Source organism: Moorena sp. SIO3I6 (assembly GCF_010672095.1).
The window spans coordinates 1-14,061 of record NZ_JAAHHU010000138.1 but is presented as its reverse complement, the minus strand read 5'-3'; the positions used below and the strand labels follow the sequence as shown (position 1 = coordinate 14,061).

Annotated in this window: 16 protein-coding genes and 1 pseudogene; 12 read left to right on the top strand and 5 right to left on the bottom strand. The window is 42.6% G+C overall.

The window, feature by feature from the left end; all coding sequences use genetic code 11:
• Together F6K49_RS27545 and F6K49_RS27540 are read right to left on the bottom strand one after the other, a co-directional pair.
• Positions 1-1,118, bottom strand: a 1,118-nt coding sequence (locus F6K49_RS27545) for a DUF1822 family protein (protein ID WP_293101726.1), incomplete at its 3' end; no start/stop codon positions are given.
• Complete coding sequence (locus F6K49_RS27540; RefSeq protein ID WP_293070311.1) at positions 1,111-2,631, bottom strand: hypothetical protein; 1,521 nt, start codon at positions 2,629-2,631, stop codon at positions 1,111-1,113. The genes F6K49_RS27540 and F6K49_RS27545, both read right to left, overlap by 8 nt.
• 38 nt (positions 2,632-2,669) lie before the next feature.
• Here F6K49_RS27540 and F6K49_RS27535 point away from each other — a divergent pair, with 38 nt between their 5' ends.
• The 5 genes from F6K49_RS27535 (at position 2,670) to rfbD (ending at position 6,126) form a co-directional block, all read left to right on the top strand.
• Positions 2,670-2,927, top strand: a complete 258-nt coding sequence (locus F6K49_RS27535; protein WP_293044942.1) for a hypothetical protein — start codon at positions 2,670-2,672, stop codon at positions 2,925-2,927.
• Entirely contained in the window at positions 2,924-3,529 is a 606-nt protein-coding gene (locus F6K49_RS27530; RefSeq protein ID WP_293081599.1) for a hypothetical protein, read from the top strand. Before F6K49_RS27535 ends, F6K49_RS27530 begins: the two co-directional genes overlap by 4 nt.
• 118 nt (positions 3,530-3,647) lie before the next feature.
• Positions 3,648-4,295 carry an alpha/beta hydrolase gene (locus F6K49_RS27525; protein ID WP_293070342.1) on the top strand — a complete coding sequence of 216 codons (648 nt, stop codon included), beginning with the start codon at positions 3,648-3,650 and terminating at the stop codon, positions 4,293-4,295.
• Positions 4,296-4,693: 398 nt separating this feature from the next.
• On the top strand, positions 4,694-5,236 hold the full coding sequence (gene rfbC, locus F6K49_RS27520; protein WP_293070315.1) for a dTDP-4-dehydrorhamnose 3,5-epimerase: 543 nt from the start codon (positions 4,694-4,696) through the stop codon (positions 5,234-5,236).
• On the top strand, positions 5,236-6,126 hold the full coding sequence (gene rfbD, locus F6K49_RS27515) for a dTDP-4-dehydrorhamnose reductase (RefSeq protein WP_293101721.1): 891 nt from the start codon (positions 5,236-5,238) through the stop codon (positions 6,124-6,126). Before rfbC ends, rfbD begins: the two co-directional genes overlap by 1 nt.
• Before the next feature lie 3 nt (positions 6,127-6,129).
• On the opposite strand, the gene F6K49_RS27510 is transcribed toward rfbD, so the two are convergent.
• On the bottom strand, positions 6,130-6,345 hold the full coding sequence (locus F6K49_RS27510) for a hypothetical protein (RefSeq protein ID WP_293081593.1): 216 nt from the start codon (positions 6,343-6,345) through the stop codon (positions 6,130-6,132).
• 63 nt (positions 6,346-6,408) lie between these two features.
• Here F6K49_RS27510 and F6K49_RS27505 point away from each other — a divergent pair, with 63 nt between their 5' ends.
• The 3 genes from F6K49_RS27505 to rfbB all read left to right on the top strand — a co-directional run bounded on the left by F6K49_RS27505 (position 6,409) and on the right by rfbB (position 9,196).
• Entirely contained in the window at positions 6,409-6,570 is a 162-nt protein-coding gene (locus F6K49_RS27505) for a hypothetical protein (protein WP_293018436.1), read from the top strand.
• Between the two features lie 50 nt (positions 6,571-6,620).
• The gene (locus tag F6K49_RS27500; RefSeq protein WP_293101718.1) at positions 6,621-7,694 is read left to right on the top strand and encodes a glucose-1-phosphate thymidylyltransferase; all 1,074 of its coding nucleotides are present in this window, start codon (positions 6,621-6,623) and stop codon (positions 7,692-7,694) included.
• 404 nt (positions 7,695-8,098) lie between these two features.
• Complete coding sequence (gene rfbB, locus F6K49_RS27495; protein WP_293101715.1) at positions 8,099-9,196, top strand: dTDP-glucose 4,6-dehydratase; 1,098 nt, start codon at positions 8,099-8,101, stop codon at positions 9,194-9,196.
• Here rfbB and F6K49_RS27490 read toward each other — a convergent pair.
• Positions 9,123-9,335 (bottom strand): hypothetical protein, encoded by a 213-nt coding sequence (locus F6K49_RS27490; RefSeq protein ID WP_293101712.1) that lies wholly within the window; start codon positions 9,333-9,335, stop codon positions 9,123-9,125. The genes rfbB and F6K49_RS27490 overlap by 74 nt on opposite strands.
• 452 nt (positions 9,336-9,787) lie before the next feature.
• Here F6K49_RS27490 and F6K49_RS27485 point away from each other — a divergent pair, with 452 nt between their 5' ends.
• The gene (locus tag F6K49_RS27485) at positions 9,788-10,684 is read left to right on the top strand and encodes a hypothetical protein (RefSeq protein ID WP_293101709.1); all 897 of its coding nucleotides are present in this window, start codon (positions 9,788-9,790) and stop codon (positions 10,682-10,684) included.
• Here F6K49_RS27485 and F6K49_RS27480 read toward each other — a convergent pair.
• Positions 10,672-11,877 carry a transposase gene (locus F6K49_RS27480; RefSeq protein ID WP_293101705.1) on the bottom strand — a complete coding sequence of 402 codons (1,206 nt, stop codon included), beginning with the start codon at positions 11,875-11,877 and terminating at the stop codon, positions 10,672-10,674. The two genes, F6K49_RS27485 and F6K49_RS27480, sit on opposite strands and share 13 nt — an antisense overlap.
• Between F6K49_RS27480 and tnpA the strand changes: the two are divergent.
• The 3 genes and pseudogenes from tnpA to F6K49_RS27465 all read left to right on the top strand — a co-directional run bounded on the left by tnpA (position 11,845) and on the right by F6K49_RS27465 (position 13,925).
• Positions 11,845-12,404, top strand: a pseudogene (tnpA, locus tag F6K49_RS27475) (IS200/IS605 family transposase). The gene F6K49_RS27480 and the pseudogene tnpA sit on opposite strands and share 33 nt — an antisense overlap.
• 178 nt (positions 12,405-12,582) lie before the next feature.
• On the top strand, positions 12,583-13,125 hold the full coding sequence (locus F6K49_RS27470; RefSeq protein ID WP_293101701.1) for a hypothetical protein: 543 nt from the start codon (positions 12,583-12,585) through the stop codon (positions 13,123-13,125).
• A 230-nt stretch (positions 13,126-13,355) separates the two neighbouring features.
• On the top strand, positions 13,356-13,925 hold the full coding sequence (locus F6K49_RS27465) for a hypothetical protein (protein WP_293101698.1): 570 nt from the start codon (positions 13,356-13,358) through the stop codon (positions 13,923-13,925).
• The last annotated feature ends 136 nt before the right edge of the window (positions 13,926-14,061 follow it).

Sequence of the window (14,061 nt, the reverse complement as noted above, 5' to 3'; positions counted from 1 at the left end):
TTACTTAAAGAAATGGTTACTACAAATTTTTGGTTCCAGCTACCTGCTACTGCAACATGGAGATAACGTTCATTTACCAATACCGCTTCAGAGACAACACCAGTGAATTCACTGATTCGTAACTTCATACCAGGGGGAAGTGTATTACCAAGACAGTCTTCGATTAGCAATAGCAATGCCCATTCTCGAGTATCTTCTGGTGCTTTCTGGTAAATGAACCAGGTAACAGCACATAGTTTGAACAGAATGCCATTTAAATTAACAGTTTGGTAAGAGCCACGAGCATGAGCCGGAACAATTAATCCTTTTTGTCGTCTCAACTCTTTAGCGATCGCTCGATATCTGTCCGGTTCATCCGATACTGGACTAATCCGACGCATCGATGGCTTAGAAAAAGTATAGTCAGGAAGCAGTTGCCAAGATAAACAGCTTGCTAACTGATCCATTTCTCCTCGCAGCCACTCTGCTGTATTAATGGCTGTTTCAGCAAAGAATGGTAGGATTTCCTGAACAGAACGCTTAGTATCAGCAACTGGAATTGTGATCTCTTGAGAATCTAACCAACGCAAGTAGTGCAGTAAATGATTTGGTTGCTCATCAAATAAAGACAGAGGTAAATTATAGTTACGGTTACCTTGTGGTAAGTTAGCTGATTCGCGATATTTAACCAACTCGTCGTGACGTAAAAAACCTCTAATAATACCGTGTTCTTGGGTTTCTTTAACCTCAATTATGATATAGAAATGAGCGGCAATTTCTGGTAATTCAACAGCAGCTATTGGAACATTAACCCCTGGCTCTAGGAGATTTTCCGTGACAAGTATACACAGATTAAAATCCCCAACTCTCAAATTACATACCGTTTCAATCAGATTAGCATAGTCTGGTTGAAACACCGAACATTTATCATTATTAATTTGTAGCTTATCAACCCGTTCTTCTAACCATCTTTCAAACCCAAATAACGCTAAACCATTTCGATAATTTTGCCAATGGTTTGCCTCATTATTCAATTTTTTACTAATCTTTTTCGCTTGGTCAAAGTCTTCAGGTTCGAGCCAAAATACTTCTAGAGTTGAAAGGGTTATATCCCTGGAATCTATCCTAGCATTATTCATTAGTTTTATCCTTGTGTTCATCTAGATATCGGCACAGTCGCTGAGCATATAAACTAGTCATTGAACGGGTTTTAGAAGTACTCAGTTCGGCTACCGCTTCTTGAAAAAATTGTGTGTTCAAGAAAGCCTCGAATTCCTGCATCAGGTTACTCAAATAATCGAGCTTTGTGGCATTTTTTTCCAGAGCTAATCCTTTAGTAGTTGTTGAGATAAGCTGGAAAAAATTTTCTACACTCAGATACTGAACGCGATTCAGCAGTTTCCCTGGTGCCAAGACTCGGCTGGCTTGGGAATGATTGGTCATATTCAAAAGGGTTGCTATCTCTTTAAGAGACTTACCCTCACAGTAAAGGAATCGGAAACCTGGGATAACCTTTGAAGCAAAACAAGCGTAACGGCGCTTTTGCTCTAAAGAGGCAATGTGCTCAGCCAACGCTTGCGCTATAGCGTGATCTAAAACCTCAATCAGTCCCTGTTCAAGAAAATCCTGCAATTCAGATTGTCCTAAATGATCTATGGTATTAATAGAGTTTAGATCAGGTAATTCTTTCGGGACATACTCGCCAGTTTCTGGATCCCGTGCTTCTAGAGGTTCCCAGATCGGACTTCCTCTGCGGCTCCAAATCTCCTCCTCTTGCAGACCCTTGGCTATCCTGGTTAGTTCTTTGTGAAGCTCTTTGGTGGAATTGATTATAACACCACGTTCTGGCAACAGGTGGAGCATGTCTTGGAGTTGGTCATCCCTAGGCTCAAGGCATTGGTTAACTCTATGGTTGACTCTATGCTTAACTCTATGGTTAACTCTATTGCGCCGTTGCTGTTGTCTGTCTTGAGAATAGACAGTATGGAACGTTTCAACTAGTTTGCGATCGCGTGGATAGAGCTGTTCAAGATGTCTGAGTTTAACTCGTCCCAACAGTGACCAGTTACTGGACAAGGGCAATCCCTGTTCAGCTAAGCAACGTTTGATCTCAGGATGTTGTTTGGTTTTAAGATATGCCCAATTGTCCAAACTGAGGCGAGCTGATGAGTTCAGACGATAGCTTGCCAAGACATCAATCGTAAAAAACTGACCAAGTCCAGGTTCAATGTCACCTTGCTTATTAACAACCAGTTGAGCTTTGCCATCACTATCGAGAATAATCGGAGTTTTGCCATCATCATTGAGTACATAGGATAGCAGCTCACGGTAAGTTAACCGATAGTCAAGGCAAAACTGACTCGCTAGTGTTTTACAAGCCTTTAGGATCGAGGAAGAAACATAGCACCGAAGACAAAGTCCAGCTAACGCCTGGCATGTAGGATCAACAGTAGATAGCTCAGGGCGAAACCAGGATAGCAGTAAATCCTGGATATCTCGCTCCCACTGAGCTGATAATCTTTCCTTTGGATGTAATCCCAGGAGTGTTTGTTCAAAAAACTCCTGTGCTTGCTGTTGATGGCAGACTTTGTAGCCTTCTTCGTTATTGGCTGGGTCAAATACCCGAATTGTCGAGTATCTAGATGCATCCATAACCGATTGAGACAGCACTCCACTAGTATATAGATGTCATGCTATTTAACCTGTGCAGTTTTCTCAAGCAAAAGCAACAAGCAAGGGGTTGGTCAATGGTGGAACGATTGAGTGTAATCAGTAATGTTATAGCAGAAGTCAGAAGTCAGAAGTCAGAAGTCAGAAGTCAGAAGTCAGAAGTCAGAAGTCAGAAGTCAAAAGTCAGAAGTCAGAAGTCAGAAGTCAAACTCTTGCGCTTACTTAGGTTTGAGACTTTTGTCATGTCCGCGCCTGCCCTGGCGACTGCTAGAATTTGAGATTCCCTCACCGTCAATCATCAAACTCCAACCTACCCTACAACGGACGCCTGGACAAAAACCACCTCCAACCCTTCAACCTCCAACCTTGGCCAATAGGCCACGCGATCACGTTCAACCCTTCAACCTTCACCCCTCAACCTTGGCCAATAGGCCACGCGATCACGTTCAACCTTCAACCCTTCAACCTCCCAACCTTGGCCAATAGGCCACGCTTCGCGAACAACCTGCCAACCTCAAACCTGCCAACCTTGGCCAATAGGCCACGCTTCGCGAACAACCTCCCAACCTTGGCCAATAGGCCACGCTTCGCGAACAACCTCCCAACCTTGGCCAATAGGCCACGCTTCGCGAACAACCTCCCAACCTTGGCCAATAGGCCACGCTTCGCGAACAAACTCCCAACCTTGGCCAATAGGCCACGCTTCGCGAACAACCTGCCAACCTTGGCCAATAGGCCACGCTTCGCGAACAACCTGCCAACCTCAAACCTGCCAACCTTGGCCAATAGGCCACGCTTCGCGAACAACCTCCCAACCTTGGCCAATAGGCCACGCGATCGCGTTCAAAAACCTATTAATTGTGAAACTCAATCCATTTAAGCGACGAAAATTTCTATTCCAAAGTTTAGGAGCTCTGGGAATAACTCTGTTATCAACTGGTTGCCGAAAAGCTTACAATTCTCAAGAGATCATCTACTCTGATTCTGGAGATAATTCGTTGTCACTGAAGTATATTAACGTTGCCCCTACCAACAATCAACCACCAACTGGATTAATTGTCTGCTTACACGGCTTTGGAGCCAACTCCGAAGATTTGGTATCTTTGGCTAAGGCGCTAAACTTACCAGACTATCAGTTTCTATTTGCTGAAGCTCCCTTTGACCATCCTGCTGTACCTGGGGGGAAAATGTGGTATGATCTGAATGTCCCCGGCTATCAAGGCTTAACCGAAAGCAGACAGAAGCTGATTGATTGGCTCGAATCCCTGGCCAAAAGGCCACGCTACGCGAACGAAGTGAGCACTGGCGTGCCCCTATCCCGCACCATTCTGAGTGGATTTTCTCAAGGCGGAGCCATGACATTAGATGTAGGGTTAGCCTTGCCAATAGCAGGCTTAGTATCCATGAGTGGCTATTTACATAGCGAACCCCAACTTCCTACAAGCTCATCGTTACCACCGATTTTGATAGTTCATGGCAGACAAGACGAGGTTGTACCGTTAATGGCTGCTCACAATGCTAGAGATACTTTAACTGGTTTAGGGATACAGGTCAAGTATCAAGAATTTGACATGGGACATCAAATCATCCCAGAGGTAGTAGTGCTATTTCGTAATTTTGTTCTTGAAGTAATGGCTAATCGGTAATCTGTTCGCGTAGCGTGACCGTTCGCGTAGCGTGGCCAATAGGCCAAGGTCAAGGACTTTTAGTTAATTTAATTTTTTCGATTCCGAAATCCTGATAACAATTAGAAACTCAGTAGAATACAAAAGTTTGTCAGATTAAGCCTAGAGCCATCTTCCCCATCTTGCCATCCCTCCCTTTCTACACAACTAGGTGTAGTCTAATTGAGTGCAGACTACTATAATTACTCCCCTATCAATCTTGTTTGTTTTCAATTAACAGACGACTAGGGTGTAAAGTGTGAAACTGATATATTTCACAAAAAGTTTACAAAATCTTGAAATTCTTTCAGTGTAGATAACACAAACTTGATGAGTAGTTGGTCACTTTAACGCGCTTCGCTAATCCACCAGAGAACTCTATGAATGTTATTGAAACCAAAATACCAGAAGTCTTAATTATTGAACCCCGCGTCTTTGGTGATGACCGTGGTTTTTTCTTTGAAAGCTACAACAAAAGAGTTCTAGCAGATAAAGCTGGGATCACCGCTGAGTTTGTCCAGGATAACTATTCCCGTTCAGCCCAAGGAGTGCTTCGAGGATTACACTACCAGATTCAACAGCCCCAAGGTAAATTGGTGCGGGTTTTACTGGGGACTGTATTTGATGTGGCAGTGGATATCAGAAAAAGCTCCCCGACCTTTGGACAGTGGGTTAGTTGTTTGCTGAGTGCAGAAAATAAACAACAAATCTGGATTCCGGCTGGATTCGCTCACGGATTCCTGGTGGTCTCTGAATTCGCTGAAGTTTTATATAAGACTACCGACTTCTACGCTCCTGATCACGAGCGGACTATTTTGTGGAATGACCCTGACCTAGCCATTCATTGGCCTCTGACCGACTCTCCTAGTCTGTCGGCTAAAGATCAAGCGGGTAAGTCTTTCAAAACAGCCGAGGTTTTTTAATGAAAAAAATCTTACTCACTGGCATCACTGGACAAGTGGGTCAAGAGTTGGAAGATACTCTGAGTCCCCTAGGCCAAGTAATCGGTGTGGGGCGCTCGGATATGGACTTAGCTGAGCCAGAGAGTATTCGTCAGGTAATTCATCAGATTAAGCCTGACGTGATTGTCAATGCAGCGGCTTACACGGCTGTGGATAAAGCAGAGACAGAACTGGCACTGGCTAAATCGATTAATGCTGTTGCTCCAACCATCATGGCAGAGGAAGCTCAGAATTTAGGAGCCATCCTGCTCCATATTTCCACTGACTATGTGTTCGATGGCAAAAAAAATACTCCTTACACGGAGCAAGACACTCCTAACCCCATCGGTTCCTATGGTAAGTCGAAACTGCAAGGGGAAGAAGGGGTGCAGCAAAAATGCGATCGCATTCTCATCCTGAGGACTGCTTGGGTTTACGGTACTCGTGGTCATGGCAACTTTGTCAAAACCATGCTACGACTGGGGGCTGAGCGAGAAGAGCTTCGGGTGGTAGCGGATCAAGTGGGTACTCCTACCTGGGCTAAGGATATAGCAGTAACCATTACTCAACTTTTGCAAGCAATGGATTCTAATCCAGTGGTAGGAGGAATCTATCACTTCACCAACAGTGGTGTCACTAGTTGGTATGACTTTGCCGTTGCCATCTTTGAAGAAGCCAAACTCCTGGGCTTCCCCTTAAAATTGCAGCGAGTTGTCCCAATTACTACCCCAGAATACCCCACTCCTGCTCAGCGTCCAGCTTACTCAGTTCTCTCAAACCAGAAAATATCCCAAACCTTGGGAACCTATCCGCCCCATTGGCGTCAATCCTTGAGGCAAATGTTAGCAGAACTTTATCACAAGCTTGGGTAATTGCTATAAGCATAGGGAGTAGGGAGTAGGGAGTAGGGAGTAGGGAGTAGGGAGGAGGGAGTAGGGAGTAGGGAGTAGGGAGTAGGGAGTAGGGAATCGGGAATCGGGAGTCGGGAATCGGGAATCGGGAATCGGGAATTGGAAAAAAATCCTGTGTACCTGATTACTATGAAAACCGCTATAGTTCAAGTTCACCCTTAAACCTTCAACCTTGGCCAATAGGCCACGCGATCGCTGAAAGCGGGACTTCGTCCATCGCGTTCAACCTGCTAACCTTGGCCTTTGGCCACGCTACGCGAACAACCTGCTAACCTTGGCCTTTGGCCACGCTACGCGAACAACCTTGGCCAAAAGGCCACGCTACGCGAACAACCTTCAACCAAACAACCTTCAACCAAACAACCTTCAACCTTCAACCTGCTAACCTTTAACCTTCAACCTTAATAATTCATATTTCATATTTCAGACTTTATAGTGAGGATTTTATATAGCTTATGAAAGCACTAATTCTTTCTGGGGGAAAAGGCACTCGTTTACGTCCCCTAACTTATACTGGTGCCAAACAGTTAGTACCTGTTGCTAATAAACCAATTTTGTGGTATGGGCTTGAAGCGATTATCGCTGCTGGTATTACTGATATCGGTATTATTATCAGTCCTGAAACTGGGGAAGAAGTTAAGGCTAAAACAGGAAATGGCGATCGCTTCGGAGCCAACATTACCTATATCCTCCAAGACCAACCCTTAGGACTTGCCCACGCCGTTAAAGTCGCCCAACCCTTTCTGGGAGATTCTCCCTTTGTAATGTACTTGGGAGACAACTTGGTTCAAAGTGAGCTGAACTTATTTGTAGAGAATTTCCAGAATAAAAATCTGGATGCTCTGACTTTGCTAAGGGAAGTAGAAAATCCTACTGCTTTTGGTGTTGCCAAAGTCGATGAATTTGGGCGAGTGTTGCAGCTAGTAGAAAAACCCAAAGTTCCTCCTTCTAATCTCGCACTGGTAGGTGTTTACCTATTTTCTCCTGTTATCCATCAAGCAATTGCTAACATCCAGCCTTCTGCTAGAGGGGAACTGGAAATTACCGATGCGATTCAATACTTGATTGATCAGCAAAAAAATGTAGAAGCTTTTAAACTCAAAGGTTGGTGGCTGGATACTGGTAAAAAAGATGACTTACTAGCTGCTAACCAGATTATTTTAGATACTTGTCTAGAATCTGATGTTGATGGTGAAATTGACTCCGAAAGTCAAATTAGCGGACGGGTAAAGATTGGTAAGGGGTCTTATATTACTAATTGTACCATTCGTGGTCCAGTTACCATTGGTGAAAACTGCCATCTGGAAAACTGCTTTATTGGTCCATATACTAGCATTGCTGAACAAGCTACTCTAGTAGATGCTGACATTGAGCATAGCGTGATTCTAAAAGGTGCTAAATTAACGGGAATTCATCAACGAATTGTTGATAGTTTAATTGGAGAAAGAGCTAAAGTTAAAGCTGCACCCCAACATCCAAAAGCCTTACGATTCATGATTGGTGATGACTCACAAGTTGAATTAACTTAAGTACAGTTTGTGAGTTAACTGTTGAAGGTTGAAGGTTTAAGGTTATCAGGTTTAAGGTTATCAGGTTTAAGTTGATCAGGTTGTTTGCCCTTGGGGTTACCGTAGGGTAGGTTTACTGATAACGTTTAATGGTTAACCAATACCTCGTTAAGCATTACTACTAGGTAAAATTAGACCTCTCTATTGAAAAGGTAGTTTGATGATGCTGTTTGGGTCAATTATTGTTTATGAAAGCCTATTGATAGCTGGCATATTGCCTGCCTATTTAATACTTATGGCCTTTAACCTTTAACCTTTAACCTTTAACCTTTAACCTTTAACCTTTAACCTTTAACCTTTAACCTTTAACCTTTTGCCTATTTTTTATAATAACCAACTGAAGTACTGACATACTCAAACTAATCATGAATTATTCTGAACAAAAATCCCTGACTACTAGACAACCTCGCCAATTACTAGTAACAGGTGGTGCAGGATTTATTGGCTCGAATTTTGTTCATCACTGGTGTGAACAGTACCCAGGCGATCGCGTGGTGGTACTAGATGCTCTGACCTATGCTGGCAACCGGCAGAATCTGGCTGGTCTGGAAGAGAAAGCCAATTTGCGGTTTGTCCAGGGAGACATATGCGATCGCGTTTTAGTAGACCGCCTGCTACAGGAAGAAAACATCGACACCGTCGCCCACTTTGCTGCTGAATCCCACGTTGACCGCTCCATTTTAGGACCCGATGCCTTTATCCGCACCAATGTAGTCGGTTCCTTTACCCTACTAGAGTCCTTCCGGCAAAAATGGCAAAATCAAGGACAACCAAGGGATTATCGCTTCCTCCATGTTTCCACCGATGAAGTGTATGGCAGTCTAAGTGCTGATGACCCAGCCTTCTGTGAAACCACACCCTATGCCCCCAACAGTCCTTATTCTGCTTCCAAAGCTGGCAGTGACCATCTTGCCCGGGCTTATTACCATACCTATGGGGTTCCGACTATTATCACCAATTGCTCCAATAACTACGGACCCTATCATTTTCCCGAAAAATTAATTCCCCTGATGTGCATCAACATCCTGTTGGGCAAATCTCTACCAGTCTACGGGGATGGACAAAATATTCGAGATTGGCTCTATGTGGGTGATCATTGTCGTGCTTTAGATGTGGTGATTCACAAAGGTCAACCAGGAGAAACCTATAACATTGGTGGCAATAACGAAGTCAAAAACCTTGACCTAGTTCACCAGATTTGCGAGCTGATGAATGAATTAGCCCCTGATCTACCGGTCGCTCCAGCACAACAGTTAATTACCTTTGTCAAAGACCGCCCAGGCCATGACCGTCGCTATGCTATTGATGCCACTAAAATTAAAACTGAACTGGGTTGGGTACCAACAGAAACCCTAGCAGGTGGACTACGTAAAACTATTGAGTGGTATCTCAGCAACCGGGATTGGTGGCAACCATTGCTATCCCAAGAGTATCAAGCTTATTATCAAAAAGTTTATGCCTAGAAGGGTTAAGGCTTGAGTACCTTGTCCTAGGTTTTAGGGAGTAGGGAGTAGGGAGTAGGGAGTAGGGAGTAGGGAGTAGCGATGCAGTGTGGTCAAGACCGCTTAGGTGCGTTTTCCGTAGGCGAATTAAATTCGCCACGGGTCGCACCTCTGCATCGCTTTTTCATAACACCAAAAAATCCTTCAAGTTCTTTCCTACTGTTCCCTATTCCCTGTTCCCTGTTCCCTTGTAAATGCTATAGATGATATCCATTGTGGATAAAGGGATAAACTATCGAATTTTCTCTCATCATATTTTTTTTATCCAAGCTTTATATAGTTAAAGCTTTAGTTAATTGTTATTAAAATTTATAAATTTTATCTGAGTTATATCTAAACTGATAGTCAAGACAAGTAAGCAATCACTATCAAGAGTTGATTAAACTCTTAATTACTTACAGCCAGGTTAAAACTATGGGGATTCGATATGTCAGTTCATGGTGTTCCCTTAGTCAAGAAATCTATAGCATTTCCAAATATAGCATTTCTCAATTCGGTGAAGTATAGAGCAGTTGATAAAGCCCAATGATTATTAAAGAACTCTTAACCAAAATGAAATGGTCGAAATACCTATTTATTGCAGTAGCTGGATTCTTGATTCCTTTAATTTTAGTTTATACGTCCTCTGCCCAGGAAGTATTAGCAAATTCTATAGACAAAGAATGTAGTAAAGAAGTACTGGAAGATATAAGCAAATCACCGGAATATTTAATCTATTTAATCAATAATCTTTGGGTGCTGATAGCAGGAATTTTAGTATTTGCCATGCAGCTAGGATTTGCCATGCTAGAAGCAGGGTTTAGCCCAGCCAAAAACACCGTTAACGTACTGTTCAAGAATGTTGCTGATGTCTGTTTAGGGATAGTAGTATTTTTTATCTTTGGGTATGCTCTAATGTACCACCCTGCCACTAGTCCTGACCCAAACGTAATAGTTATCCCAGGAGTTTTAGGACTGAGCAGCTCCTATGTTGCCTTAAACAAGTTGGTTCCCAGAGCAGGAGCTGAAGACTTGTCGGTTTACATAGACTTTTTCTTTCAGGCTGCTTTTGCTGCCACATCAGCAACTATCTGTTCCGGAGCTGTTGCTGGTCGCATCAAACCCTGGGCCTATCTTTTACTCACAGTTATTATTACAGGCTTCGTTTATCCCATCAGCGGGTCTTGGGTGTGGGGTGGTGGCTGGCTAGATGAAGGATTCCATGACTTTGCTGGTTCTCTGGTAGTACATTCTGTTGGAGGAGCTGCTGCTTTAGCTTGCGTCATCATTTTAGGTCCAAGAAAAGGAAGGTTTGATGGTCAAAGTCAGCTATCCCCAAGAGAACAAAATGAGTTAAAGCCCCACAGTTTACCCCTTGCTGGGATGGGGACTTTTATTTTGTGGCTTGGGTGGTATGGCTTTAACGCAGGTAGTACTGTGACTACTCCCACATCAAATCAAAGATTATGATGTGGGCTTCTCAAACTCACGTATGAGACTTGCTGTTCCTCAATATCCTGTATTGATTTACCACAGCCATTGAGCGGCAGTCCGACCGCCATTAATCCACGATTTAAGATATTAATACCACTGTTCCAATCACGGTCAATTTTGACTTGACAACATAAACAACAATGAACACGCTCACTCAAACTTTTTTCAACCCTAGAACCACAATTAAAGCACTCAATACTTGTCCCCCGTGGGTTGACTTCTTGGACTAACAAGCCGCGTTTGACCGCCACTGCTTGCAATATCTCCAGAAATGCACCCCAAGCTGCATCATGTATTGATTTGGCTAACTTACTTCGAGCAAGTCCTTTGATGTTTAAGTCTTCGTGAGCAATTAAGTCGTACTTATTACACAACCAATGAGCAACCTGATAATGAAACTCCTTTCGACAACGGGTTAAATGAAGGTGCAATAAAGCCACTTTGTGCTTGGCTTTTTTCCAGTTTTTAGATCCCTTGACACGACGGGACATAACTTTTTGCGCCTGAGCTAGCTTGTCCTGAGCTTTTCTGTAAAACTTCGGAATAGATACCGCTTCCCCGTCAGATGTGGTTAAGAATTTTTCCAAGCCAACGTCAATACCGACAGCAGTTTTAACTGAATCTATAGGCAGTATTTCAGGAACTGTATCATCTTTCATTGAAAGGCAACAGTACCAACCATCTGCCTTCCGAACAATAGTACATTGTTTAAGGGTAAAACCTCTAGGTAATGGTCGGTGCATTATGACGGGCATCGATCCAATTCGACTTAGTTTTAAAACGCCGTCAATTAAATGTGCCCCAGCCTTAGAACTATTTACCCTAGGAAAAACAAACGAGCGAAGTTCGCCAGTCTTTTTGAAACGAGGTCTACCTCCACGTTTACCGCTAGCATCAGGTTTCCGCCATCTATCCCACGCCTTGTTAAGGCGTTGTAGATTCACCTGTTGAGTTTCTGCATAGATTTTTTTGTACTCAGGAAACAAACGTTTCGTTTCCTTGAGAGCTGCTTGTTGGGTGTAATAGCTGACCGGTTCTGGAATTTCACCAATCGGCTCACTGACTAAACTACATCTATCAATCGGAGATCGAGTCCGATGAAGCCAATTCAGTCGTTGTCCCAAAGCGTAATTCCAATGACGACGCAGAAGTTCAAGCCACCACTCCATAGTGGCGATTTGTTCAGGACTTGGCTTGAACCGGTAGCAGTAAGTGAGTATCATGGTTTTATTGTAGCATTTATCCCATAGTTATGAAAGGTAACTACACAAAAAAAACCGGTGTATCTATCGTATTACTGTAAATATTATACTAGTAACAAAGTACAGATGACAAGTCATATCAGATCAAATTTTGATGTGGCCTACGGCCTCCGCTGCGCGAACAGGTTAAAGCAAATTTGCTCTGACACTTGTGTTAAATGGGACTGTAACCTAGTAGAATTTAACGGAGAGAAAGATCACCTTCACTTACTTGTTGACCTTAACCCTAAAGTCGCTCCAGTTAAACTAATAGCAAATATCAAGACTGTGACTAGTAGATTAATTCGTTACTGATTTTCTGATTACTTAAAACGGTTTTACACCAGACAAAAAGGTTTTCACCGACAGGATATTATTTTGTAGCCTCTTGTGGCGGCGTAACGATTGAGCAACTAAAGAGTTATGTCCACGGGCCAGAATACCCCGTCAGGTAATTCCCCGGAGACGAAACCTTAGATAGGGTCGCCTTTATAGTTAGCAGACTATGCAGAAAAGGGTTAAATCTTTTTTAATAAGGCGACCCTATCTTACGGTAACTTCGGCGTAGCCGACGCTTCGCGAACAAACCCGCTAACATGCGCGGGTATAACGGGAGACCCCTTACCTGTTTAGTTGGATTTTTCACCAGACTCTGTAGGGAAGATTGTATTAAACACAAGTCTCGCTGGCTGTGCTAGCGCCTGGGCTGTCATAGCCTCGAGGTGGATCAAGAAACCTCGCAAAGTTGACCTCTCAACTATCCTCAACGGCATCTTGGGGGGTCTGGTAGGAATAACAGCTTCCTCTGATGCCGTTAATCCACATCAATCTTTATTGATAGGAATAGTTTCTGGGGTAATTGTGATTTTGGGTGTTGATTGGTTGAGCAAAAATAAAATTGATGATGCTGTTGGTGCTATTCCCGTACATTGCTTTTGCGGTATTTGGGGAGGAGTGGCTACTGCTTTCTTTGTCCAAGGCGAGAAGATTCATTTAGGTAAGCAATTATTAGGTTCATTTCTAATCCATTTCTGGTCATTCATCGTAGTATTATTGGTGTTAAAAGGATTGGATTATAGATTCGGAATCAGAGTATCCCCTGAGAAAGAAAATTATGGACTAGATTGGCAGGAGCACGCTGAAAGAGCTTATCTATCCTTGGAGAAGAAGGAATAAAAATGAATAAAAACGAAATGAACGTAAAAGCTAAGGAACTAAAGTCAGAACTAGAAAAATTTAATTACGATAACTTTGCGAATAAACATTCCAAAACAGGATACTGGAAGTTCTGGACAAGTAAGTTTAAGGAATTTATAGAATAAAAGTTAAAACCTTTAGTAAATGAAGCATCAAATGAATTTCCATATCAACGGATAGATGAACCATTTCGCAATGGTATAGAAATCTTGGATGTTAGACGAAAGCCAGTAAACTCGAATGATTTTCAAAAAGGAAAAGCAGACTTGTTACAGTCTATTGAATATATTGTAGCAAATACTACACCAGAAACAAGACCAGCAAACCTAGGTATGCAAGCAATTCCTACTAAAAATAAACCTCAGAAAATATTTGTATCCTATTACAGTGAAGAATTTTTGAGGCAAATTCAGACTATATTCGATACTTTAGGCGGACTAGATGCCGAGATGGTTAACTTAAAACATATAGCTCGTAGGCAGTCGAATAGCTTAGAAACAGTGACTACGAGAATTAATGAAATTAAGTCTTGTTATAGCGCGATAATTTGTCTACCAAAAGAAGAACAATCTGAACAATTCAATCCTATTGCTTATATGGATTTAGCAACTTGCATGACTCTTTTTTATGACCGAACTCTCCTGATCTATGAAGTCGGTGATCTGCCAGACAACTTAGCGAGTAAAGTAGAAACTTTCAAGTTTTCGGGTAATTTAGATTTTTTAACAGGAATGGAACTATCTCGTAAAATCTTGGATATTTTAAAAAAAGGAAGTTGACCTAATTAGAGATAAGGGATGACAGACGAAGAATTTAGAAGGTACTTTGTCCAAAATTTACCAGACAAAGTGTATAGTGCAGTAATTGAGTTATGCGATCGCTTTTTAGAAAAAAGGAAGAGTCTTTCCTACGAAC

Excerpts from the sequence above, each read along its gene's own strand:
- F6K49_RS27485 (WP_293101709.1), top strand. The coding sequence starts at position 9,788 with ATGAAATGGTCGAAATACCTATTTATTGCAGTAGCTGGATTCTTGATT.
- F6K49_RS27500 (WP_293101718.1), top strand. The coding sequence starts at position 6,621 with ATGAAAGCACTAATTCTTTCTGGGGGAAAAGGCACTCGTTTACGTCCC.
- rfbB (WP_293101715.1), top strand. The coding sequence starts at position 8,099 with ATGAATTATTCTGAACAAAAATCCCTGACTACTAGACAACCTCGCCAA.
- F6K49_RS27480 (WP_293101705.1), bottom strand. The coding sequence starts at position 11,877 with ATGGAGTGGTGGCTTGAACTTCTGCGTCGTCATTGGAATTACGCTTTG.
- F6K49_RS27535 (WP_293044942.1), top strand. The coding sequence starts at position 2,670 with ATGCTATTTAACCTGTGCAGTTTTCTCAAGCAAAAGCAACAAGCAAGG.
- rfbD (WP_293101721.1), top strand. The coding sequence starts at position 5,236 with ATGAAAAAAATCTTACTCACTGGCATCACTGGACAAGTGGGTCAAGAG.
- F6K49_RS27540 (WP_293070311.1), bottom strand. The coding sequence starts at position 2,631 with ATGGATGCATCTAGATACTCGACAATTCGGGTATTTGACCCAGCCAAT.
- rfbC (WP_293070315.1), top strand. The coding sequence starts at position 4,694 with ATGAATGTTATTGAAACCAAAATACCAGAAGTCTTAATTATTGAACCC.